17 protein-coding genes are annotated in these 23,529 nt (G+C 70.6%); 14 read left to right on the forward strand and 3 right to left on the reverse strand.

Annotated features, from left to right (window positions below; genetic code table 11):
- Positions 1-30 precede the first annotated feature (30 nt).
- Positions 31-3,711, forward strand: coding sequence for a hypothetical protein (locus NRB56_RS10640; RefSeq protein WP_153340889.1), 3,681 nt, complete (start codon positions 31-33; stop codon positions 3,709-3,711).
- Positions 3,708-5,501: a P-loop NTPase family protein gene (locus NRB56_RS10645; RefSeq protein ID WP_319942813.1), complete on the forward strand. Its 1,794-nt coding sequence runs from the start codon at positions 3,708-3,710 to the stop codon at positions 5,499-5,501. Before NRB56_RS10640 ends, NRB56_RS10645 begins: the two co-directional genes overlap by 4 nt.
- Before the next feature lie 81 nt (positions 5,502-5,582).
- Here the strand turns inward: NRB56_RS10645 and NRB56_RS10650 are convergent, their stop codons facing one another.
- Together NRB56_RS10650 and NRB56_RS10655 are read right to left on the reverse strand one after the other, a co-directional pair.
- On the reverse strand, positions 5,583-7,616 hold the full coding sequence (locus NRB56_RS10650; protein ID WP_153340891.1) for a glycoside hydrolase family 15 protein: 2,034 nt from the start codon (positions 7,614-7,616) through the stop codon (positions 5,583-5,585).
- A gap of 179 nt (positions 7,617-7,795) precedes the next feature.
- Positions 7,796-8,155 (reverse strand): hypothetical protein, encoded by a 360-nt coding sequence (locus NRB56_RS10655; RefSeq protein WP_153340893.1) that lies wholly within the window; start codon positions 8,153-8,155, stop codon positions 7,796-7,798.
- A 97-nt stretch (positions 8,156-8,252) separates the two neighbouring features.
- Between NRB56_RS10655 and NRB56_RS10660 the strand changes: the two genes are divergently transcribed.
- From NRB56_RS10660 to NRB56_RS10700, 10 genes are all read left to right on the forward strand, one after another.
- Positions 8,253-8,516 carry a hypothetical protein gene (locus NRB56_RS10660; RefSeq protein WP_153340895.1) on the forward strand — a complete coding sequence of 88 codons (264 nt, stop codon included), beginning with the start codon at positions 8,253-8,255 and terminating at the stop codon, positions 8,514-8,516.
- 239 nt (positions 8,517-8,755) lie between these two features.
- Positions 8,756-8,851: an Ms4533A family Cys-rich leader peptide gene (locus NRB56_RS40455; protein WP_406603457.1), complete on the forward strand. Its 96-nt coding sequence runs from the start codon at positions 8,756-8,758 to the stop codon at positions 8,849-8,851.
- Between the two features lie 187 nt (positions 8,852-9,038).
- Positions 9,039-10,097: a sulfate ABC transporter substrate-binding protein gene (locus tag NRB56_RS10665; RefSeq protein WP_153340897.1), complete on the forward strand. Its 1,059-nt coding sequence runs from the start codon at positions 9,039-9,041 to the stop codon at positions 10,095-10,097.
- 117 nt (positions 10,098-10,214) lie between these two features.
- Positions 10,215-11,009: a sulfate ABC transporter permease subunit CysT gene (cysT, locus tag NRB56_RS10670; RefSeq protein WP_319942873.1), complete on the forward strand. Its 795-nt coding sequence runs from the start codon at positions 10,215-10,217 to the stop codon at positions 11,007-11,009.
- Positions 11,006-11,818: a sulfate ABC transporter permease subunit CysW gene (cysW, locus tag NRB56_RS10675; protein WP_153340901.1), complete on the forward strand. Its 813-nt coding sequence runs from the start codon at positions 11,006-11,008 to the stop codon at positions 11,816-11,818. Before cysT ends, cysW begins: the two co-directional genes overlap by 4 nt.
- 28 nt (positions 11,819-11,846) lie before the next feature.
- The gene (locus NRB56_RS10680; protein WP_153340903.1) at positions 11,847-12,842 is read left to right on the forward strand and encodes a sulfate/molybdate ABC transporter ATP-binding protein; all 996 of its coding nucleotides are present in this window, start codon (positions 11,847-11,849) and stop codon (positions 12,840-12,842) included.
- A 304-nt stretch (positions 12,843-13,146) separates the two neighbouring features.
- The gene (locus NRB56_RS10685; RefSeq protein WP_227837475.1) at positions 13,147-14,262 is read left to right on the forward strand and encodes an Hsp70 family protein; all 1,116 of its coding nucleotides are present in this window, start codon (positions 13,147-13,149) and stop codon (positions 14,260-14,262) included.
- Between the two features lie 155 nt (positions 14,263-14,417).
- On the forward strand, positions 14,418-15,437 hold the full coding sequence (locus NRB56_RS10690; protein WP_194290803.1) for an AurF N-oxygenase family protein: 1,020 nt from the start codon (positions 14,418-14,420) through the stop codon (positions 15,435-15,437).
- 13 nt (positions 15,438-15,450) lie between these two features.
- Positions 15,451-17,034: an FAD-dependent oxidoreductase gene (locus NRB56_RS10695; RefSeq protein ID WP_319942814.1), complete on the forward strand. Its 1,584-nt coding sequence runs from the start codon at positions 15,451-15,453 to the stop codon at positions 17,032-17,034.
- A gap of 530 nt (positions 17,035-17,564) precedes the next feature.
- A complete protein-coding gene (locus NRB56_RS10700; RefSeq protein ID WP_153340907.1) occupies positions 17,565-19,757 on the forward strand; it encodes an acetate and sugar kinases/Hsc70/actin family protein in 2,193 nt (730 codons plus the stop codon).
- A gap of 736 nt (positions 19,758-20,493) precedes the next feature.
- Here NRB56_RS10700 and NRB56_RS10705 read toward each other — a convergent pair.
- A complete protein-coding gene (locus NRB56_RS10705; RefSeq protein WP_319942815.1) occupies positions 20,494-21,198 on the reverse strand; it encodes a class I SAM-dependent methyltransferase in 705 nt (234 codons plus the stop codon).
- A gap of 507 nt (positions 21,199-21,705) precedes the next feature.
- On the opposite strand from NRB56_RS10705, the gene NRB56_RS10710 reads away from it, so the two are divergent.
- Together NRB56_RS10710 and NRB56_RS10715 are read left to right on the forward strand one after the other, a co-directional pair.
- A complete protein-coding gene (locus tag NRB56_RS10710; protein ID WP_153340909.1) occupies positions 21,706-22,323 on the forward strand; it encodes a TetR/AcrR family transcriptional regulator in 618 nt (205 codons plus the stop codon).
- A complete protein-coding gene (locus NRB56_RS10715; protein ID WP_153340911.1) occupies positions 22,320-23,075 on the forward strand; it encodes an SDR family NAD(P)-dependent oxidoreductase in 756 nt (251 codons plus the stop codon). The genes NRB56_RS10710 and NRB56_RS10715 overlap by 4 nt, the downstream gene beginning before the upstream one ends.
- Positions 23,076-23,529 lie beyond the last annotated feature (454 nt).

Genomic DNA, 23,529 nt, shown 5'->3' on the forward strand with positions numbered 1-23,529 from the left:
TGCCGGGCATTGAGAGCGGAGCTTCGAGTTATGCGTGACCTGCCCCTCGACGAGGACGATCCGGGCGTGGGTGAGGACACTCCGGATGTTCCGTACCGGATCGCGACCGGCGTGGCCCGGGTCGCGCGGGCCGGCGCGTACGTCACCGGCGGCGCCCTGGTCGCCTCCAACGGCAGCCCGGCGCCGTCGCCCGAATCGCACGACAGCCGGTTCGCCAACTGGTCCACCAACGATCCGCAGCCCGACGCGCCCAGCCCGGTCGTGACCTACCCCGATCCGTCGCCGGATTCGGTGCCGCCGGTCCTGCGCGGGGGCGGTGCGCACGCGCCGGTGACCGTCGGCGACCATCCGACCACGGTGCTGCCGCGCATCGGCGGCACGCCGCCCGGCGATGGCGCGCCGAGCCCCACGCCCGGCTTCGGCGTGCCGGGCGGTGCCGAGGATTCGCACCTACCGACCCTCGACGGCGGAATGGGTGGCGGGCAGCATGTGCCCGGCGACGGAAACGGTTTTGGCCTACCGAATCTGGACGGCACCATGGGCGGGGGCGACGGCCACTCCGCACCCTCGATGGGGGTTCCGGGCTTCTCCCAGTTCCGGCCGCACACCCACGGCGCCTCGTCGCACTGGCTACCGGGAGATCCGGAGCGGGACGAGGACGGCGGCCACGAGGCGGACACCGGTGATGTGTCCCCGGTCGGCTGGTCCACCGCGAGCAGCCCCTTCGGGCTACCCGGCAGCCACCTACCCGGCGCCGCGGGCTTCGGACTACCCGGATCGAGCTACTGGCCCCAGGAGAATCGCACGCTCACCGCCGACACCGGCGATGAGCAAGCTTCGGACGAAACAGATTTCGGTCCCACGGACCAGGATGGATACGATTCGCCCGGCGGCACAACGCAATTCGGTGAGCTATCCGAGCACGGCTTCGGACTACCCGGCAGCTCCGGCTATCTCGCGGACACCGCCGGTGGGGGTTTCGGTTTGCCAGGGGGACCGGCGCATCTCGCCGACATCACGAGTGGGGGATTCGGTCTACCGGGTGGGGGATTCGGTTTGCCCGGTGGCGCAACGCATCTCGCGGATGCCTCGGGTGGGGGCTTCGGATTGCCGGGCGGCCCGGCGCATCTCGCGGACACCTCGGGCGGAGCGTTCGGTCTGCCGGGCGGCCCCGCGCATCTCACCGACGCGTCCGGCGGCGGGTTCGGACTCCCGGACACAGGCAGTGCCTTCGACGGAATCGGCAGCGGCGCGGGCCTGTTCGTGGGCACCGAGATGCAGGTCGACATCCATGTGGGTCTCGACGGCGTGTGGGTGACCACCGAGACCCAACTGAACGTCTCGCTCGGCAACGTCGGGCAGCAGGTCGACCACTACACCGACTGGCTCGGCAACGGCGTCGGCCGGGTGCCCGAAGGCAACGGCCAGGACAACGGCGTCGGCCTGATCTCACATCTCAACCACGACAACGCCGCCCGCGTCGCCGACGCCTCCGGCGGAGCACCGGGATCCGGGTTCGGGACCTCGGACGGCACCGCCCACAGTGAAATACCTGCCGCCGTCGGGGCATCGGCGGCAGGACCTTTCGCTGCGGTAGGTGTGGGCGACGCGGCGGTTGGCGGGCCCTTCGGCCACGGTTCCGTGGCAGGCGGCCCGCTGGGGACGGATCCCTCCGGGCACGCGTTCGATCTCGGCCGATCCGGTACCGCGCCGGGCACGAGCCCGGCGGACGGCCACTTCGGCGCCGGTCCCTCGAGCACGGTGGGCGGTCCGTTTGCCGGAAATTCCACCGGAGGTCCGGTGGGAGCGAACCCCGCGGGCGATCCGCTGGGCGCGGCTGCGGGGGCCGGTCCGCTGAGTGCGGGTCCGGCCGGGGGACCACTGGGTGCGGCTCCCTCGGGCGCGGTAGGCGCAGGCCCGGCGGGCGGTCTATGGGGCGGAGGCCCGACGGGCGGTTCGCTCGGCTCGGGCTCGGCGGGTGGTCCGCTGGGTGCGGGACCTGCGGGTGGTGCGGTGGGTGCCGGTCCCGCAGGTGGTCCGGTGGGTGTCGGTCCTGCGGGTGGTCCGGTGGGTGTCGGACCTACGGGTGGTCCGATGGGCGCCGGACCTACGGGTGCGGTGGGTGCCGGTCCCGCAGGTGGTCCGATGGGAGTGAACCCGGCGGGTGGTCCGATGGGCGCGGGAACGAGTCCCGGCGCGTTCGGCGGTGGGCCTGCGGGATTCGGCGGGGGTGGTTCGTTCGCACCCGGCCAGAGTTTCGGGTCCGCGGGTGTGGCCTCGAATCCGATTGTGGCGCAGTCGAGCCCGTTCGCGATGTCCGCACCGGCGGCGCCGCCCGCACCGGTCGTGCCGATGGTCGTGCAGCCGGTCGCGGCGACTCCGTTGCAGACCACGATCCAGCCCGAGGCGGCCAGCCATCCGATCGCCAACGTGTGGTCCGCGCCGGCCGGGCCTTCGCCGCTCACCGCGGCGTCCGGTGCCGCTCCCGCGTTGTTCAACGCGCCCAAGGCGCCGTCCGACGGCGATCGGGGACCGTTCGGCGGCCACTCCGGGTCCCCGGCCACGACGGCGGATCACACCGCCGATCCGGCCGGCCGGACCCCGGTCCCGCACGTCAGCGTCGCACCGGGCACGGTGACCGAGAAACCGTCCACTCCGGCGGATCCGACCCGGCCGGGCTCGACACCGTCGACTGCCGGCAAGCCCGCCGACGCGGTGACTCCCACGCACACCCCCGGCCGGGACGGCCTGCCGTCCACCGGCCGCGACACCACCACGTCCGGCACACACGACACGTCGCCCACGGCCGGTCGTGACGCCACGGACGGCCGGGACGGTTCGCCGTCGACCGGTCGTGACGGCGGCACGGACGGGCGGGACGGCTCGGGGAACAGCGGCCGTGACGCCACCGACAGCCGGGACGGTTCGCCGTCGACCGGTCGCGACGGCAGCGTGGACGGCCGGGACGGCTCGGCGAACAGCGGCCGCGATACCTCCGACGGCACCGGAACCCACGAGACCGGCCCTAGCACGGGCCGCGACGGATCCGCGACCGGCGGCCACGACCGCGGCACGACCGGCGGTCACGACAGTGGCGACGGCGTCACGGTGATCCCGCCGCGCGACGGCGGCGATTCGCATTCCGGTACCGGCGAGAACCATTCGCCTGGCGGTTCGGTCCCGTCCGGGGCCGTGCCGACCCGTCAGCCGGGGGACGGCGGCTCACTGTCGGGCCACGAGCAGTCCGCGCCGTCGGTGAACGCGCCGCTCCCGTCGAATCCGGGTCCCGGCGACAACGGCGGCGCCGCAGGACATTCGGCGCCTACGGCGCCCGTGCAGCCGCCGGTCACCGTCGACCCCGGTCATGTCGCCCCGCCGCTGAAACCGATCGCGTACGCCGCCGATGCGGGCGTCGCTCACTACGCCGATGCGGGCGTCGCTCACTACGCCGATGCGGGTGCCGCTCACTACGCCGACGCGGGTGTCGTTCATCCTGCCGACCCGAGTCTTGTTCGCTACGCCGGCACCGGCGTCGCGCATCCTGCCGACATCGGCCTCGTCCATTCCGCGGACACAGGCGAATTCGGCTGGCATCCGGATCATTCGGGGCTCGTCGCCGGCCTCGGGTTGTCGTCGGGCCTGTTGCCCGACGCCTTCGACACCGACCTTCATCCGGTGCTGCACCCCGTCGACAACCCACTGCACCTGTGAGCGGGCCGGTCGTCGCCGACGCCGCCACCGCCAAGCATCCCGATGCGATGGCGCCGTTGGTCGGGTTGCTCGACGAACTGCTCGAATGGACCGTGACCGCCGCGCGCGGTGATCTGTCGGTGCGGCTGGCCCTGTCGCGCGCCCGGGTCGCCGATCCGCGGGTGCGGCTGGTGGTCGTCGGCGAGTCCGGCACCGGGATGAGCACGCTGGTGAACGGATTGGTCGGGGTGGCGGTCAGCGCGACCCAGAGCCCGGTCAGCGTTCCGGTGATCGCCGAATACGGGCCGCAGCCGACCGCCACCCTGATCCGCTCGGTCGGCAACGGCCGGACCCAGCGGCAGCGCGTCGATCCGCTGGATCCGGGTCCGGCGCTGGCCGCGGAGAACGTGATCCGCGCCGAGTTCACCGAGCCGAGCCCGCTGCTGGCGGAGGGTTTCGTGCTGATGGACGCGCCCGGTGCACCCGCCGACACCCCGGCGGCCTGGTCGCTGATCGCCGCCGGCGACGCCGTGCTGTACGTGGCGGACGCCGGTATCGCCCTGACCACCGAGCAGATCACCTGGTTGCAGCGGATCCAGCAGGTGTGCCCGACGGTGGTGTGCGTGCTGAACAAGATCGATCGCTATCCGCACTGGATGCAGGTGCAGCAGCGCAACCGGGAGCTGCTCGACGAGGCGGGCCTCGGCTTCGCGGTCGCGCCGATCTCCGCGCTGCGCCATCTGCAGACCGCGAGCGACCCGCGCCGGGATCTGGAATCCGGTGTGCCGCAACTGATCGAGCATCTGCGCAGCTATGTGCTGGGCCGGGCCGACACTGTCGCCCGGGATGCCGCGGTCCGCGACATCCGCACCATCGTCGACCAACTGACGCTGACCCTGCGCTCCGAGGCGGAGACCCTGCGCGACCCGCGCCGCTATCGCGAGATCGCGGACCAACTGCGGATGCTGCGGAGCGAGGCTGACGAACTGCGGCAGCGCACGGCGGGCTGGCAGGTCACCCTCGCCGAGGGCTGCGCCGAACTGGTCGGCGACATCGAGCACGATCTGCGGCACCGGCTGCGCACGCTGGTCCGCGAGGCGGAATCCGAGATCGCCGAACGTGATCCGGCCCGCCGCTGGTCCGCGTTCGGCGCCGATCTGGACGCGCGGATCTGCGCGGCGGTCGAGGAGAACTTCGTCGTCGCCCACTATCGGTCGGTGGAACTGGCGCAGGAGGTGTCCGGCAAGTTCCCGGGCACGGAAAACGATGTGCCGCTGCCGGATCTGCGGCTGGGCGACCCGAGCGAGGTGCTGGAGCCGGTCGCCTCGCTGGAGCCGCTCGACACCGCGAAACATGGTGCGACGCAACAGTTTCTGACCGCGCTGCGCGGATCCTACGGCGGTATCCTGATGGTCGGCCTGGCCACCAGCCTGCTCGGGATGTCGCTGGTGAACTGGTATTCCGCGGGTGCGGGCGTGCTGCTCGGCGTGAACGCGCTGTGGGACGACCGCCGGATCCGCAAGCAGCGCCGGCAGGTGGAGGCGAAGGTGGCGGTCGCCCGGTTGATGGACGACGTGATCTTCCAGGTGGGCAAGGAATCGCGGAATCGGCTGCGCGCGGTGCAGCGGACCCTGCGCAGTCACTTCACCGACCTCGCCAACCAGACGCTGCGCTCGGTCGACGATTCGCTGCGCGCCGCCGAGGACGCCGCCGCCGGGCACGCCCCGGAGACCCGCGCCCGGCGGCTCACCGAGATCGAGTCGACGCTGGTGCGCCTGCGCGAGATCCGGGAGACCGCCGACGCGCTGTGAGCCGCCCGCTCAGGCGGTGGCGATCGCGCGTGGTCACGCGGTGGCGATCGCGCGTGGTCACGCGGTGGCGATCGCGCGTGGTCACGCGGTGCGGTGCGCGGCCCGGAACGCGCCCACCTCGGTGTGCTGCTCGGCGCGGATCACGTGGGTGAGCGCGTTGATCAGCGCCAGGTGCGTGAACGCCTGCGGGAAGTTGCCCAGATGCCGGCCGGTGCGCGGGTCCAGCTCCTCGGCGTACAGCTCCAGCGGGCTGGCGTAGCCGAGCAGCCGCTCGCACAGCCGCCGGGCCCGGTCCACCTCGCCGATCTCGACCAGCGCGGACACCAGCCAGAACGAGCAGATGGTGAAGGTGCCCTCGGCGCCGAGCATGCCGTCGTCGGTGGTGTCGGTGCGGTAGCGCAGCACCAGGCCCTGCTCGGTGAGGTCGTCCGCGATGGCCAGCACCGTCGCCCGGACCCGCGGATCCTCGGGCGGCAGGAACCGCACCAGGGGTACCAGCAGCAGTGAGGCGTCCAGGCCGTCGCCACCGTAGATCTGGGTGAACACGCCGTCCGCGTTCACGCCGTGTTCCAGGATGTCGTTGCGGATCTCGTCGGCGAGGTCCGCCCACTTCTTCGCGTAGTCGAGTTCGCCGTGCATCTCGGCCAATTGGGCGCCGCGGTCCAGCGCCACCCAGCAGAACACCTTCGACGAGGTGAAGTGCTGCGGCTCGCCGCGGACCTCCCACATGCTGCGGTCCGGTTCACGCCAGTGCGCGATCGCGGCCTCCACCTGGCGAAGCAGCATGGGCCACAACGACTCCGGCACCTGCTGGCGCGACTTCACATGCAAATACACCGAATCCAGCAGTATCCCCCAGATGTCGTGCTGTTCCTGGTTGTACGCGCCGTTGCCGATGCGCACCGGGCTGGCGCCGTCGTAGCCGTGCAGATGGTCCAGCTGCGATTCGGTGATCTCCCGCTCGCCGCCGACGCCGTACAGCACCTGCAGCGGAATGTCGGCGCCGTTGTCGGAGGTGCAGGCGTCGGACAGGAAGGCGAAGAAGTCGTCGGCCTCCCGGTTCAGCCCGAGGGTGTACAGGCCCCACAGGGCGAACGAGGAGTCCCGCACCCAGCTGTAGCGGTAGTCCCAATTGCGTTCGCCGCCAGGGGTTTCCGGCAGCGACGTCGTGGAGGCGGCGAGCAGCGCGCCGGTCGGCGCGTAGGTGAGGCCCTTCAGGGTGAGCGCGCTGCGCTGCAGATAACCGCGCCACGGGTGATCGGGGAACTTGCCCAGGGTGATCCACTGCCGCCAGTACTCGGTGGTGGCCCACATCTTCTCCGCCGCTTCGGCATACGTGCGCGGCGGCGGAAGCACCGACCAGGACAGCGCGACGAACACCTCGTCGCCCTCGCGCATCCGGGTGCGGGCCCGCGCCTCCCGGCCCTCCAGGCCGAGCCGCAGATCGGTGGTGAGCGTCAGGGTCGGGCAGTCCGGGCTGCCGCCGGCGGTGGCCTGTTCGTAGACCTCGCCGGTGTACTCCCAGACCACCGGGGTGCGGTGGTAGTCGAAGGCCGGTTCGCAGTTGACCTCCAGCTCGATCACGCCGCTGACGCATTTCACGGTGCGCAGCAGGATGTGCTCGGCGTCCCAGTCGATGGGGGTGCGGCGGTAGGTGCGGCTGCGCTTGTCGTTGTTGTGCCAGGCGCCCAGCACGAGCGCGTCACGCACGATCAGCCAGCCGGTGTCGGTTTGCCAGGTGGTTTCCACGATCAGCCCGCCGGGCAGGTAGCGGCGGGCGGCGGGCACGTTCACCCCGTAGGGGCCGACCCGGAAGTGCCCCGCGCTGCGATCGAGCATCGCGCCGAACACGCTGGGAGCGTCCGGCCGGGGCAGGCACATCCACTCCACGGCCCCGTTGCGGGCGATCAGGCAGCTGGTCTCGCAGTCGGACAGGAACGCGTAGTCATCGATCGGCGGATACGAGGACTTGTGGGTGCTGCCGATGGCCTTGGCGATATAACCGCCGCCCACCTCGATGTCCGGCGGATCGCCGAACGCGTCGCGCCGCACCGGCGCGTCGGTGGCGCCGGCGTCGATGGGGTCTTCGTCCAGCGGTTCGTCGTAGGACACCATGTGACCATCATCGGCGCGCTGTCCAGTGCCGTCTACACCGCATTTCTGGTTGCCAGGTGAACGATGTGCGGGAATTCGCGCACCGGGCGGATCGGGCGGACGTCAGCGAGTGAGCAACCAGGCGACGACCACGAGCACGAGCAGCGCGACGAGAGCCAGCTGCACCCGGGAGCGCGGCATCAGACGGCCTCCTCGGCGGCGCGGCGGCGGCGCGGGCGCGGGCCGCCCGGATGCCGCGGAGTCCCCGCGCCCGGGCCGTCGCCGCCACGAGCCGGCTGCCGGCGCCGGCGGGCGCCGACCGTGCGGGCCACGGCGGACCGGCCGGCGGATGGGGTGGCGCGCGTCACGGGGGTCTGCGCCGCCGCGGGCCGGTCCCGGCCGAGCAGCCGCAGGGCGATCCGCAGGCCGCGGTCGAGCAGGTAGGCGATCGCGAAACTGACCGGGATCATGCCCACGAGGACCACGGCGAACTGCGGAATGAAGGGCAGGCCGGCCACCCAGAGCTCGAAGCCGTCCCACCACCCTGCGAAGCGATGCACGGGCCCAGCCTAGTTGCTTTCGGCGGGTGCGGAACCATCGGATGAATGCGGGGAAAGAGTTCGGCGAAGCTGCCGAGTTGCCGGTACGCTGCACGGCATGTCGACCGATGAGGACTTCGCGGAGCTGACGGCCATGCTGGACGCCGACGATATCGAAGACGAGCCCCGCCTGATCGCCACCCACTACGCGACGCCCGAGGAGGCGATCGAGATGGTGCGCGCGGCGCAGACTCTCGGCCTCGGTATTCGCCTGCACAATCGCCTCCGGGTCGAGGAGCCCAACGACGACGGCGAGGAGACGGCGGTCGAGGAGTGGATCCTCGATCTGCTGGACAGCCCGCCGGAAGTCGAAGAGGACTGATCCGCCGGAGCCGCCGCTCAGCGGCTCCACAGCAGTGAATGCCGTCCGCGGTGCCGTCGCGCCCTCGTCCCGAGGCCGCGGCGCACCGCTCCCGGTGGGATCGCCCACCGTTTCCCGGCACCCGGTGCCGGCCCGCCGATGGTCCGCTCGGGCGGGCGATTGCACCGTTGGCGCCGAATTAACCGCACAGTCATCCGAGTAGTTCGCGGTGCCCTGTCCGATTCTGTTACAGTCTGCCGGTGTCTTCGAGCGCTGTACCGCAGGTCCGCCATGAATTGGCGTTGATCGCAGTCGGCTGTCTCGTCGTCGCGGACGTCTACTGTCGCGCTCAGTAGCGGCACCGCTGCGCGTTCTTCCCCGTGGGTAGACTGGCGCGCATTCTTTCGCAGTTGTGCCCGTACCTCCGAGCGGCCCCGCGCCGCAGCCGCGCCACCGCCGTGACCGTTATCGAGTCCGGCGGAGCTACCCGGCAACCGTCCGCGCCGACCCGATAACGCGCGGAAGCAGGAAAGGTTCAACCCGATGTCTCGCAGTTCCGGTTTTCTCTCACGCCGACGGGCCCTCGCCGTCGCGCTCACCGCGGTGGCGGCGGTCGGACTCACCGCGTGTGGCGGCGGATCCAGCGACTCGACCAGCGGCAAGAGCGACAATGCCGGTGGCGGGACCACCAGCAATCTCACCCTGGTCGCGTACTCCGCGCCGAAGCCGGGATTCGACAAGGTGATCCCCGCCTTCAACAAGACCGACGCCGGCAAGGGCGTGGCGGTCCAGGCGTCCTACGGCGCCTCCGGTGACCAGTCCCGGAAGGTGAAGGACGGCACCCCGGCCGACGTCGTGAACTTCTCCGTCGAGCCCGACATCACCCGCCTGGTCGACGCCGGTCTGGTCGATTCGAGCTGGAACGCCGACGCCAACAAGGGTGTCCCGATCAACTCGGTGGTCGTGATCGCGGTCCGCAAGGGCAACCCGAAGGGCATCCACGACTGGGACGACCTGCTGAAGCCGGGCGTCGAGGTGGTGACCCCGAGCCCGTTCAGCTCCGGTTCGGCCAAGTGGAACCTGCTCGCGCCGTACGGGGCCAAGAGCGAGGGCGGCAAGAACCCGCAGGCCGGGCTCGACTACCTGAGCAAGCTGGTCACCAAGGAGCACGTCAAGGTGCAGCCGACCTCCGGTCGCGAGGCCACCGAGACCTTCCTGCAGGGCACCGGCGACGTGCTGCTCAGCTACGAGAACGAGGCGCTGTTCGCCGAGCGCAACGGCGATCAGCTGGAGCACATCATCCCGCCGATCACCCTGAAGATCGAGAACCCGGTGGCGGTGCTGAAGAACGCCAAGAACCCGGACAAGGCCGTCGCCTTCCGCGACTTCCTGTACAGCTCGGACGGGCAGACCGCGCTGGCCACTGCCGGATTCCGCCCGGTGGATCCGAAGGTCGCCGCGAACTTCACCAAGGATTTCCCGGCGCCGTCGCAGAAGTTGTGGACCATCGCCGATCTGGGTGGCTGGAAGCAGCTGGACAAGGACCTGTTCACACAGGGCACCGGCAGCGTCGCGCAGATCTACGACAAGGCCACCAAGTAGCGACCACAGGAATCATTGAACGACGTGAGTGACAGCGACATCGACCTCGGGACCGCCGCCGGTCCCGAGGTCGGGCGGGAGACATCCGGCGGCAGCCCGCGGGCGTCCTGGCTCCGGATAACCGGAGCGGTCGGGCCGCTGGGGATCGCGACCGCGATGCTGTGGCTCAGCGTCATCGTGCTGCTGCCGCTGGCGGCGCTGACCGTGCATTCCTTCGACAGCGGCTGGTCCGGGTTCTGGGACGCGGTCACCGCGCCGTCGGCGTTGCAGGCCCTGCGCATCACCGTGCTGGTGTCCGTCGTGGTGGCGCTGATCAATGTCGTGATGGGCACCCTGATCGCGTGGGTGCTGGTCCGCGACGAGTTCCCGGGCAAGAACATCGTGAACGCCCTGATCGATCTGCCGTTCGCGCTGCCGACGATCGTGGCGAGCATCGTGCTGCTGGCCCTCTACGGGCCGCAGAGCCCGGTCGGTATCCACCTCAACGCCACCCAGCCGGGCCTGGTCGTGGCGCTGGCGTTCGTCACGCTGCCGTTCGTGGTGCGGGCCGTGCAGCCGGTGCTGATGGAGGCCGACCGCGAGGTGGAGCAGGCCGCCGCGTCGCTCGGCGCGGACAACCTGACCACGTTTCGCCGGATCGTGCTGCCGACGCTCGCGCCGGCGATCATCTCCGGCGGCGGGCTGGCCTTCGCCCGCGCCGTCGGCGAGTTCGGTTCGGTGGTGCTGATCGGCGGCAACATTCCCCGGCACACACAGGTGGCCTCGCAGTACATCCAGCAGCAGATCGAAATCGATCGGCCGGTCAACGCGGCCGCGGTGTCGGTGGCCCTGCTGGTCATCTCGTTCGCGGTGCTGCTGGTGCTGCGGCTGTTCTCGGAGCGGTCCGCCCGGAAGGAGAAGCAGACCCGATGAAGCTGTCCGCACCCACCCGGATCTCCTTGCGCGTGATCGCGCTGGCGTACCTTTTCGTGCTGCTGGTGGCGCCGCTGATCATCATCCTGTGGCGCAGTTTCGAGCACGGGATCGCCGCGTTCTTCTCCTCGATCACCACCCCGGCCGCGGTGTCGGCGATCGACCTCTCGCTGCTGATCATCGCGATCGTGGTGCCGCTGAACGTCGTGTTCGGCGTGATCACCGCGATCGCGCTGGTCCGCGGCAACTTCCCCGGCCGCACCCTGCTCCAGGGCGTGGTGGACCTGCCGTTCGCGGTGTCGCCGGTGGTGGTCGGCGTCTCGCTGATCATGCTGTGGGGGATCAACGGCTGGTTCGGCGGCGTCCAGGAACATCTCGGCCTCAAGGTGATCTTCGGCCTGACCGGCATGGTGCTGGCCACCATCTTCGTGACGCTGCCGTTCGTGGTCAGCGAGGTGGTACCGGTGCTGCACGAGATCGGCGACGATCAGGAACAGGCCGCCGCGACCCTGGGCGCCTCCTGGTGGCAGACGTTCTGGCGAATCACCCTGCCGGCCATCCGCTGGGGCCTCACCTACGGCATCGTGCTGACCGTCGCGCGCTCGCTGGGTGAGTTCGGCGCGGTGACCATGGTGTCGTCGGCGCTGCCGGGCATCTCGCAGACCCTGACGCTGCTCGTCCACGGGCGATACATCAACGACCACAACACCTTCGGCGCGTACTGCGCGGCGACGCTGCTGATGGCGCTGGCGCTCGTGACCCTGATTCTGATGACTCTGCTCGAACGCAAGCGGGGGAAAGCCAAGTGATTCGAGCGACCGTGCCGGAGGCGGCCAGATGATTACCGTGACCAACGCGAACAAGCGGTACGGCTCGTTCGCGGCCCTCGACGACGTGAGCCTGGAGATCCCCTCCGGCGAGCTCACCGCCCTGCTCGGCCCGTCCGGTTCGGGCAAGTCGACGCTGCTGCGCTCGATCGCGGGACTGGAGAGCCTGGATTCGGGCGTCGTGACGATCGCCGGCCGCGACGTCACCCGCCTCGCGCCGCAGAAGCGCGACATCGGCTTCGTGTTCCAGCACTATGCCGCCTTCAAGCACATGACCGTGCGCGACAACGTGGCCTTCGGCCTGAAGATCCGGCGGCGGCCGAAGCAGGAGATCAGCAAGCGGGTCGACGAACTGCTCGGCATCGTCGGCCTGGACGGTTTCCAGCACCGCTATCCGGCGCAGTTGTCCGGTGGCCAGCGGCAGCGCATGGCGCTGGCCCGCGCGCTGGCGGTGGATCCGCAGGTGTTGCTGCTCGACGAGCCGTTCGGCGCGCTCGACGCCAAGGTGCGCGAGGATCTACGCACCTGGCTGCGCCGCCTGCACGAGGAGGTGCACGTCACCACCGTGCTGGTCACCCACGATCAGGAGGAGGCGCTCGACGTCGCCGACCGGATCGCGGTGATGAACGCGGGCCGGATCGAGCAGGTCGGCAGCCCCGAGGACGTGTACGACCGCCCGGCGAACGAGTTCGTGATGTCGTTCCTGGGCTCGGTCGCGAAGCTGAACGGGCATCTGGTCCGGCCGCACGACATCCGCATCGGCCGCGACCCCGGCCTGGCGCTGGCCGAGCACGAGGGCACCGCGGAATCCGCGGGCATCACCCGGGCGACGGTCGAGCGCGTGGTGCGGCTCGGATTCGAGGTGCGGCTGGAGCTGCGCAACGCCGCCACCGGCGACCATTTCAACGCCCAGGTCACCCGCGGCGACGCGGCGGCCCTGAGGCTCGCCGAGGGGGAGACGGTGTACGCGCGGGCCACGCGCATCCCGGAGCTGCCGGCGAGTTGAGCTGCGGTGCGGTGACGCTCGGCTGACAACGCCCGGCCCGTGCGCCCGGCAACGCCTGAGGCGTGCGTCGGCGACAAGGCCGGGGGCCGCGCGTCGCTCGACCGGCACTTCGAAGTCGTGCTTCGCGTCCGGCAACGCCCGGGTGCGCGCTGGCCCCCGAGGTCGATGCGCGGCGTCTTCCCGGACAACCGGGTGTCCGGTGCTTGGCAAGCACCGGCATCCGATGATTGCCTGAAGCCGGTTCGGATCACGGTTCGATAAACGGCTCGGCGATCGGGGTGAACTGATGGCGGTCGGTCTCGGCATGAGTATCGGAACGGTCACTACGGTGTGCGCGATCGCGCCGGCCGGTGGTGAGCCCGTGCCGCAGCCCGTCACCCGGCGCACCACGCTCACCTTCGACAGTGCCGGGGCGGTACGGGTGGGGCGGATTCCGCCGCACGGCCGGGCGATCAGTGATTTCGCGGACCTGACCCAGCCGTGCCTGCCCGTCGCCCGGGTCGGCCGCCGCACGCTGACGGCCGCGGATCTGGTGGCGACGGTGGTCGGAAGTGTCAGCGCCGAGGCGCTCGGTGCTTCCGGCGCCGGTCGGCGGGATCGTCCGGTCGGCGCGACGATCGCGGTGACGCATCCGGTGGTCTATCCGGCCGCGCTGATCGCCGATCTGCGTGCGGCGCTGGCCGTCGCGGGCCGGGCCGACGCGGTGCTGGTGTCCGAGCCGGTCGCGGCCGCGGCCTGGTTGAGCGCGACGCACGGCCCGCTGCCGCCGGGGCTGACGCTGGTCTACGACCTCGGCGGCTCGGGCTTGACGCTCTCGCTGGTGCGAGTCGGCGCGGGCTGTGGACCCGACCCGATCGTGGGCGCCCCCGTCCGATCGGCCGAGTACGGCGGCCGGGCGTTCGGTGCGGAGGTGGCGCGATGTGCCGCCCGCGCGGTGCGGGCGGGGTCGGCGCCGCTGTCCGACGCCGGGATGGGGGCACTGCGCGGCGCCCATGTGCGCCGGTCGCTGGCGGAGGTGTATCGCTGTCTGCGCCTGGCCGACGTCACGATGGCCGATGTGGACCGGGTGCTGCTGATCGGGGGTGCGGCCCGTCCGCCCGAGGTGGCCGCGGTACTCGCCGAGGCGCTGGCTCGTCCGGTGGTCGTGGCGCCGGATCCGGCGCGGACCGTCGCCGAGGGCGCGGCGATCCTGGCCCGGCGTGCCGCCGAGCTCGCCCGGAGTGCGGAGATCCGGCAGCGCCGGGCCGGTCGGGCGCCCGCCGCGCGCGTGGTCCGGCGGCTGGTGCGGACGGCCGTGCTGGTGGGAGCGGTTTTGGCGGCCGTGGCGATGCTGGCGGCCGTGCCCGGTGATTGCGCGCACACGACGACCGGGTCGTTCGGCGCTGTATTACAGTTCGATACGCAAACGTATCGAACGTGATGCAGCACACGTGGTCCGGACGCCGATCTGTGGCCACGCGCTGAACTGGCGTGATCGCCGGTCCGGCCTGGCAGGGTGCTCTACCTCTCGCTGTTGACGTGACTGGGCGTACATGTAACTATTGGATACAGTTACCCAGTGAAAGTGAGGGGGCGATGACGATGGCGTCCGTTGCCGCGAAGCCCGACCTCGACCAGATCGTCGAGCAGGCCATGCAGTATGCCGAGAAGCTGATGTTGCTGTCACAGGGCTCGGTCGACAAGCACTTCGACCCGTTCGCCGACATCGACTGGGACAACGCGGATTTCGATCCGGATGCCCGTCCCGAGCGCTGGATTCTGCCCGCCTCGGCCGATCCGCTGGGCCGCCATCCCTGGTACCGCGCGCTGTCCGCCGAGCAGCAGATCGCGATCGGCAAGTACCGGCAGGCCAACATCGCCAAGGTCGGTCTCCAGTTCGAGTCGCTGCTGATCAGCGGCATGGTGCAGTACACCGCCTTCCAGGTGGAGAACGGGTCGCGGGAGTTCCGCTACTGCACGCACGAGATGACCGAGGAGCTCAACCACACCCAGATGTTCCAGGAGATGGTGAACCGCATCGGCGAGAACGTCCCGGGCATGGGCCCGGTCGTGCGCCGGCTGCGCCATCTGGTGGTGCCGATCGCGAACGCGTTCCCGAACCTGTTCTTCATGGCGGTGCTCGGCGGCGAGGAGCCGATCGACCACATCCAGAAGCAGATCCTGCGTTCGGGTGAGGACGTGCATCCGATCATGCGGGGCGTCATGGCGATTCACATCGCCGAGGAGGCGCGCCACATCTCGTTCGCCCACGAGTACCTGAAGCACCATGTGCCGGAGGCGGGCCGGATCGATCGGCTCGTGCTGTCGGTGATGATGCCGGTGATCATGTGGATCGTCGGCCGGGCCATCGTGACCCCGCCGCGTGCGTTCTTCGAGAAGTACGACATTCCCGACGAGGTCCGCGACGAGCTGTTCTTCGGTTCCGCCGAGGCCCGGCGCGTCTTCAGCGACTACTTCGTGGATGTGCGCGCGCTCGCCGAGGACATCGGCCTGATGAATCCGCTGTCCCGGCGGGTCTGGAAGTGGCTGCGCATCGACGGTGGAGTCAGCCGCTATCGGTCGGAGCCGATCCGCCGCGGCACGACGGCGGCCTGACCGGAGTATTCGAGTGCCCTACGTCGTCACCCAATCCTGTTGCAGCGACGCGTCCTGCGTCTATGCCTGCCCGGTCAACTGCATCCATCCGACCCCGGACGAGCCGGACTTCGCGACCGCGGAGATGTTGTACGTGGACCCGCAGGCGTGCGTCGACTGCGGCGCCTGCGCCACGGCCTGCCCGGTGGATGCGGTCACCTCGTCGAAGAAGCTGACCGCGGAGCAGTTGCCCTTCATCGAGATCAACGCCGATTTCTACCGGCAGGAAAGGCCGAGACCGCTACTGGCCCAGCCGATTCCGCCGGCGATGGTGGCACGCGGCCGGGAACCGTTGCGGGTGGCGATCGTGGGCGCCGGCCCGTCCGCGATGTACGCCGCCGACGAGCTGCTGACCCAGCCCGGCGTGGCGGTGACCGTGCTGGAGCGGCTGCCGGTGCCCTACGGGCTGGCCCGCCACGGCGTGGCTCCCGACCATGCCCGGACCCGGCAGGTGAGCCGGTTGTTCGACGTGATCGCCGCGCAGCCCGGTTTCGGTTCGTATCTGAATGTGACCGTGGGCGAGGATGTTTCGCAGGAGGACCTGCTGCGGCACTTCCACGCGGTGATCTACGCGGCCGGCGCCGCGACCGACCGGAAGCTGGGCATCCCGGGTGAGGGACTGCCCGGCAGCACCTCGGCCACCGCATTCGTGGCCTGGTACAACGGCCATCCCGATCACGCGGGGCAGCGGTTCGACCTGTCGCAGCGCCGGGTGGTGATCGTCGGCAACGGCAACGTCGCCCTGGACGTGGCACGGATCCTGACCGTCGATCCGGAATCCCTGGCCGGAACCGACATCTCGCCCGCCGCGCTGGATGCCCTGCGCCGCAGCGCGGTCGAGGAGGTCGTGATCGTCGGCCGGCGCGGCCCCGCCGAATCCGCCTTCACCGTGCCCGAATTCGTGGGTTTGCTCGGCGCCGACATCGACATCGTCGTGGAAGGCGATGTCCCGGAACCGGTTCCGGGACAGGCGCAGCGGGGGGAGCAGAAGCTCCGGTTGCTGCGCGGCCTGGCCGACCGGCCGGTGTCGGGGCGGCGGCGGATCGTGTTCCGGTACCTGTCGGCGCCGGTGGCGCTGCGAGGCGAGGAGCGGGTGACCGGAATCGAACTCGCCCGTACCGAACTCGCGACCGACGCCGACGGCACCGTGCGCGCGGTGGCGACCGGCACGACCGAAATCGTCGAGACGGGACTGGTGCTCGCCTCGGTCGGATATCGCGGGGTGCCGTTGCCGGGCCTGCCGTTCGACGAACCGGCCGGCGTCCTGCCCAACCGCGACGGCCGGGTCCTGGATGCGGTGGGCGGCAACGTGTTGCCCGGCACCTACGTCACCGGCTGGCTGAAGCGCGGCTCGACCGGCTTCATCGGCACCAACAAGTCCTGCGCGCAGCAGACCGTGCGGCAACTGGTGGACGATTTCAACACCGGCCGCCTGCCCGAACCCGCTTGCGACGCCGATGATTTCGATCGACTGGTGACGGCCCGCCGACCGGCGGCGGTGCGCGGTGGCGCGGTGGTGCCTCCGCGCCGCAAGCGGTCACTGCTGTCCAAGGCGTAATCGCCGCGTTCACTCGCCACCCGGAAGCCCCGCCCGATCGGTTTCACGACCGCGGCGGGGTTTTCGCTGTCGCTCGGGCCTTCTGTCCCGTAACCCGATGCCGCCTGCGCGAATTGCCGGATTGATGCTTTTTAGGAGGGTGGCTACCTTTCCGCGACTCGGTATTGATGTGTCATACACCGTCGATGCTCGGTCTTCGTCCGATTATTCGGGCGTACCGGTCGGTATCGCATTGGAAATTACTGTGTGGTAGCTGTTTTCGTTCGTTTTTGGACATCTGCACCGTATGTGTTGGCCAAATCTCGCCCTGGTCAGTGGTCTATCTGCGGAAATGTGTTGCATACCGGTGGGTTTCAAACCTTTTTCGCTGTTTGACTGTCCGTGATCGGTATCCACCAGCTAACCTGTCATCGCTGTTTGGTAAACGACCGCGACCACATGGTTCGACCGCGTGGGGCCGTGGTCTCGGTGCGTTGACGGGATGGCAAATGACGACTGGTTTCGGCATGAGCATCGGCACAGTGAATTCCGTGACAGCGGGTACGGCCGGGGAGCGCGAGCGTCCGTCCGTGCGGGTACGCCGTACCTCGGTCACGTTCGACAGTGCGGGCGGTCCACGGATGAGCGGCCTACCCCGATTCGCGCCCGTACTCACCGATTTCGCCGATCTCACCCGCGACTCGGAGCCGGTCGTGCTGGGCGGGCGCATCTGGCGCCCGGCCGACCTGGTCGGTGCGGTCGCCACCTGCCTGATCGAGGCGAGCCGGCCCACCGCGCCGGCGGTCGCCACCTATCCGGCCTGCTACACCGACCGGCAGATCTTCGCCCTCCGGCACGCCCTGAACTGGTCCGGATCCGGCGATGTGGTGCTGATGCCGGAACCGGTCGCCGCCGTGGAGTGGCTCGACGCGGAACACGGTGTCTCCGAACGCGGTCTGACCCTCGTCTACGACCTGGGTGGCGGCAGCCTCGACGTCGCGATCGTCCGCACCGAGGCCGATCGCGAGGAGCGCGGCGTACTGGGCCGTGCGGTGCGCTCCCACACCTACGGCGGCCGCCCGCTCGGCGTCGTCCTGGCCAGGTACGCCCGGGCGCTCGCGCCGGGCGCGCCGGCGCCGGTGTCGAAGGTGGTCCCGGCCGTCGACACCGCGCGCCTGCGCTGCTGGCACATCCGCAATTCCCTTCGCCTGGTCCGGCAATGCGTGCAGGCCTGCGGTGTCACATTGACCGACATCGACCGAATTCTCGTGGTCGGCGCCGCCGCCCGCCCGGCCGAGGTCGCGCAGGTGCTCAGCGAACTCGGCCCGCCGGTGGTCATCGCCCCGGACCCGGGCCATACCGTCGCGATCGGCGCGGCCGTCGCCTCGGCGCGGGCGGCCGACACCGGCACCGGACTCGGCCGCTACACCCGCGGCGCCGCCGTGATCTCCGGTGCGGCCGTGGCCTCGGCGCTGGCGATGTCCGCGGCCAGCATGATCGGCAACGGTCCGATCGGAACCGACGGCCCCGCACTGGAATTCGCGCCGATCCTGGCGGGGCCGGCCGACACCGCCCGCGCCTACGTGCAGGACTCGACCGTGCTGGACGGCCTGGGCTCGGTCTCCGGCGCGGCCCGGAAGATCCTGGCCTCGGTCACCACGGCCCACGACTACACCGCGGCGACGAAGGCCATCGTCGCCGTGGCGACGGAAGAGGTGCGGCGCGAGGTCGGTTCACACGGCGTCGGGACCCGATGCGACCCGGTCCGCACCTCACCCACCTGGCTGTACGCCGACCCCGCACGCTTCACCAACCCCCTGCCCTTCACCCCCGCCCCCGACCTCGAGCCGGCCCCGCCGATCGTCGGCCCGGTCGTCCAACCCCCTGTGGCACAGCCTATTTCGGCACCCCAATCCGGCTCCACCGCACAGCCGGTGAGCAACCCGTCCGGCTCCCCGGCTGCGGGCAACGCCGCACCGAGCTCGGGAGCGAGCGGCTCCCCGGGCGCGGGCGGCACGGTGGCCAGTTCCCCGGGCGCCTCGGCGGGCGGGTCTTCCACTGGGACACAGTCGAATCCGGGCAGCGACACCTCCGGGACCGGCAGCACCGGAACCGGCGCTACCACCGGTGGAGCCGGTTCTTCGGGCTCGACCGGGGGCGGCTCGACCGGGGGCGGCTCGGGCGGGACGGGTGCGGGTGCATCCGGAGACGGTTCCGGTGGGTCGGGTGCGGGTTCGACCGGGGGCGGCTCCGGTGGGACGGGTGCGGGTGCGTCTGGGGACGGCTCAGGTGGGACGGGTGCGGGCACCGGTGCATCCGGCGGCGGCCCCGGCGGAACCGGAACGGGGGCCGGTGCGGGGGCGGCCGGCGGAACGGGAACCGGCCCCTCGAATGGCAATGCGGGTGGAGCGTCCGGCCCCGCGGGAGCCGGTTCGGGCGCGGCGGCCGGCGGCCCTTCCGGCGGGGGCTCGAGCCCCGGTACCGGCGGCGCGGGATCCGCGGCGCCAGGCGGTAATTCGGCGGGTTCGCGACCCGGCGCCACGGGTTCCACCGGAGGCAGCGGCAATTCGGGCGGCCCGGGTTCCGGCGCTTCAGCCGCTGGGACGTCCGCCTCGTCCGGTGGATCCGGATCTGGCGCCTCGGCCCCGGGCGGTCGTGGCTCCGGTGGTGGTGGTGGCGTCGGCGGTGGGGGAGGCGCGGGTGGTGGTGGTCATGCTGGAGGAGGCGGCGGTGGACATCGCTGATCGGCGGCGAATCCCGTACGCGTGCGGACGGACGAGCCGAGCCGAGCGGCGGTGGCGACACCTCGTTCGAGCGGGCGCTGATGATCGCGGAGACCGATTCGAATTGGTACTGATGGCAACGAGACCCGGCCTTGTGGGCGTAGGTGCCGGCGGGCTTCGTTCGGCGCGTGCCGATGACGGAGAGGCTTATCCCGGGCGGGTGCCGATCGTGGTGAACCCGGTTCGACGCGTGTCGGTGTCGGCAGGCCCTTATTCGGGTAGGTACCGCTCGGAGGGAAGTCCTTTCGGGCAGGCGCCGACGACAGTAGGCGCGGTTCGGTTTGTGGCGGCGATAACACCGGGTGGGGGCCGATACCGGAGGGAGTTCATCCGGGCCGGCGTCCACGACAGCCGGACTTTCTCCCAGCGGGTGTCGATCGGATGAAAGTTCGTTCACCGCATACTGTTCCGGGCCCGCGTCGACGACCGGACCGAACTCGCCCCGTCACTGAAAATTATTCGGCAACAACAAGCTTCGCCGATGGCACCCGTCATCGGTGCTCAGCGAGGGTCGTCTCACCGACGTGCGGTATCGGGCCGCGCGCCCGGCGCGAGCGATCCATTGGATCGCTCGCGCCGGGCGACTTCTCGCCGACGGAAACCGCGGTCCCGGCGCACGTGAATTGAGGGGTGAGCCGGGATCGCGGTTCCGGGGCAACGATCGCCGAAAGTACACGGTGATGCCGAATTGCCTGCGCTACCAGTCGTAATAGGAGGCGACGGCGGGCTGGCCGGTGTAGCCAGGCCCGGCACGATCGTCGCCCCCGAGGTAGGCGGGGAATTCGAGCGCCAGAGCACCCGGTGACGAAATGCGATGGTGGCGGCCGTCATAGGTCAGTCCCGCCGCTCGCAGCCGGGCGACGACCGCGCGCGCCGCGGACGACCCGTCACGATGACGGACCGTGTGTGGGTCGAAGTGCGCCGCGAATCTTCCTTCAGGCGCGGTCCATCGGAGCATCGCCGCGATCAGCGCGAGCTTGTCGCCGATGTAGTGCAGGCCGTGCACGCAGGTGACGAGCTCGGCGGGCCGGTCCGGCAAATAGTTCCGGGCCGTGGCGGTGATCAGCCGTAGTCGGGCGGTGGCCGGTGCCGCCGCGAAATGCCCGACGAGATCGACACCACGCAGCGTCACATCGGCGTCCGGGAATTCGGTCCCGAATCTGCGTTCGGCCTCCAGCAGCGCCCGGCCCGCTCCACAGCAGACGTCGATCCAGCCAACCGATGCCGCCGGTGCGGCGCGAAGCCTGTCCGCCAGCCGCTCGTACGGGTCGAACCCCAGTTCCCGGCCGTAACTGTTCACGCCGGACAGCAAACGGTCGCGGTTCATCGCGTTGTTCGCCACCACCGAGGTCCGTTCCAGCGCACTGTCCTCGAGCAGTCTAGGACCGGAATCTGCTGTCACCGTTCGACTCTAGCGGTCACCCCGATCGCTCTCCGGCACACGGCAGGCAGTGCGAATCGACCGCCGCGCGCCAATGGCCCGGCCCTGATTCGCCGAGCGCCCGGCGTGGATCTGGCGAGCGACTTGGCCCTGATGTGGCAAGAGGCCCGGCGCGGATCTGGCGAGCGACTTGGCCCTGATCCGCCGAGTGACCCAGCGCGGAGCTGGCGAGGGCTTGGCCCTGATCTGGCAAGAGGCCCGGCGCGGAGCTGGCGAGCGGCTGGCCTTGATCCGGCGAGTGACTCGGCCCGATTCTAACGAGCGGCCTGGTCCGGATCAGGCGAGCGGTCCGGTCCGGAGCTGGCGAGCGGCCTGGTCCGGAGCTGGCGAGCGGCCCGGCGTGGATCTGGCGAGCGGCTGGTCCGGACCTGGCGAGCGGTCCGGCGCGGTTTCGCTGAGCAATCCCGCGCGGGAACGCCGGTGACCTGCGCCTTGACGGATATCCGTGCGCGCGCAACCATGGGAACTATGGAAACGATTTCAGTTTCTGGAGTTTCCACCGACCAGCGGATCGAGGCCATCCTCGCTGCGGCCGCCCGGCTGTTCTTCGCTCCCGGTCCCGGGCGCGTCAGCATGGACGATCTTGCCCGTGACCTGGGGATGAGCAAGAAAACCATCTATCGGTGGTTCCCGGACAAACAAAGTCTGATGATGGCGGTACTCGACCGTCAGTTCGAGCACATCGAGCACACCCTGAGTACCGCCGTCACGGCCCCCGACCTCCCCCTCGACGTCCGCGTCCAGCGGTTCCTCGCCGCGGTCGGCACCGAACTCGAGCGGATCGGCGCGGCCCAGCTGGCGACCGGTCGTGGTGACGCGGTCCTGCGCCAACATGTCGAACAACGCATCGACGCGGTGATCTACCGCCGCCTGGCGGCACTGTTCCGCGACGGTCATCGGCGCGGGCTGCTGTCGGCCCCTCCGGAACTGCTCGCCGAGATCACCCGCGGCGCGGTGGAGCGTCTGCTGAACTCCGGCCTGCCGCGTGAACTCGACTGCACCGCAGCCGATCTGCTGCGCACAACGGTGGACGCTCTGCTTTACGGGGCGCTCCGCTCCGACGGCGACGAGGCGGCGGCCTCATGACCGCGACGACCGGCCGGGTGGCCCTGGTGACCGGCGCCTCGGGTGGCATCGGCGCGGCCACCGCGCGGCTGCTGGCCGAGCGCGGGATGCGCGTGGTGGTCGACTACCTGCACAGCGCGGAGGCGGCCGGGCGAGTCGTGGCCGAGATCGAGGCGGCCGGCGGACGGGCGGCCGCGATACCGGCCGACGTGCGCGATCCCGCGGCGGTCGACGCCCTGATCGAGCGCGTCGGCGCGCTCTGGGGTGGCGTCGACGTCCTGGTCCACAACGCGCTCACCCCGTATGCGATCACATCGTTCCGTGAGATGACCTGGGACGAACTGGGCGGGAAGCTCGACGACGAGCTCCGCGCCGCCTTCGTGGTCACCAAGGCGGTCCTGCCCGCGATGACCGCGCAGCGCTGGGGCCGGCTGGTCTACCTGGGCACCGGCCTGAGTACCCGGCCACGCGCGGGCATGATCGCGCTCGGCACGGCCAAGGCGGCACTCACCCAGTTCGCCCGATATCTGGCCCAAGAACTGGGCCCCGACGGGATCACGGTCAACGTTGTCGCACCCGGCCCGGTGACCGATACCGCGATCTCGCACGTCCTCGACGAGGATCAGCGCCGTCGTCAGGTGGCCGCGACCCCGCTGGGCCGACTGGCCCGTCCCATCGACGTCGCGCGGGTCGTCGCCTTCTACGCCGGTGAGGACAACACCTTCATGACCGGTACCACCGCCGCGGTCGACGGCGGCATGTCGATGCACTGAGCGAGCTGCATCTCGCACCGCACCCCACCGCCGGACAGGCCGGCCCGGCGATCGGGGCCCCGCGATCGCCGCCGAACTCGGGCATGGCCGCGACCGTCGGCGCGCCGAGTTCTACCGCACTGCTTGCACTCTCATCGTGCGTCGATGCGGATCGCCGGCGCGGCTGTGCGTGGGGTCGCTGGCGCGGCTGTGCGTGGGTCGCTGGCGCGGCTGTGCGTGGGTCGCTGGCGCGGCTGTGCGTGGGTCGCTGGCGCGGCTGTGCGTGGGTCGCTGGCGCGGCTGTGCGTGGGTCGCTGGCGCGGCTGTGCGTGGGTCGCTGGCGCGGCTGTGCGTGGGTCGCTGGCGCGGCTGTGCGTGGGTCGCTGGCGCGGCTGTGCGTGGGTCGCTGGCGCGGCTGTGCGTGGGTCGCCGGCTCGGCCGTGCGTGGATCGCCGGCCCGGCTCTGCGCGGATCG

Source organism: Nocardia aurantia, from assembly GCF_009604425.1.
Classification (GTDB): Bacteria; Actinomycetota; Actinomycetes; order Mycobacteriales; family Mycobacteriaceae; genus Nocardia; species Nocardia aurantia.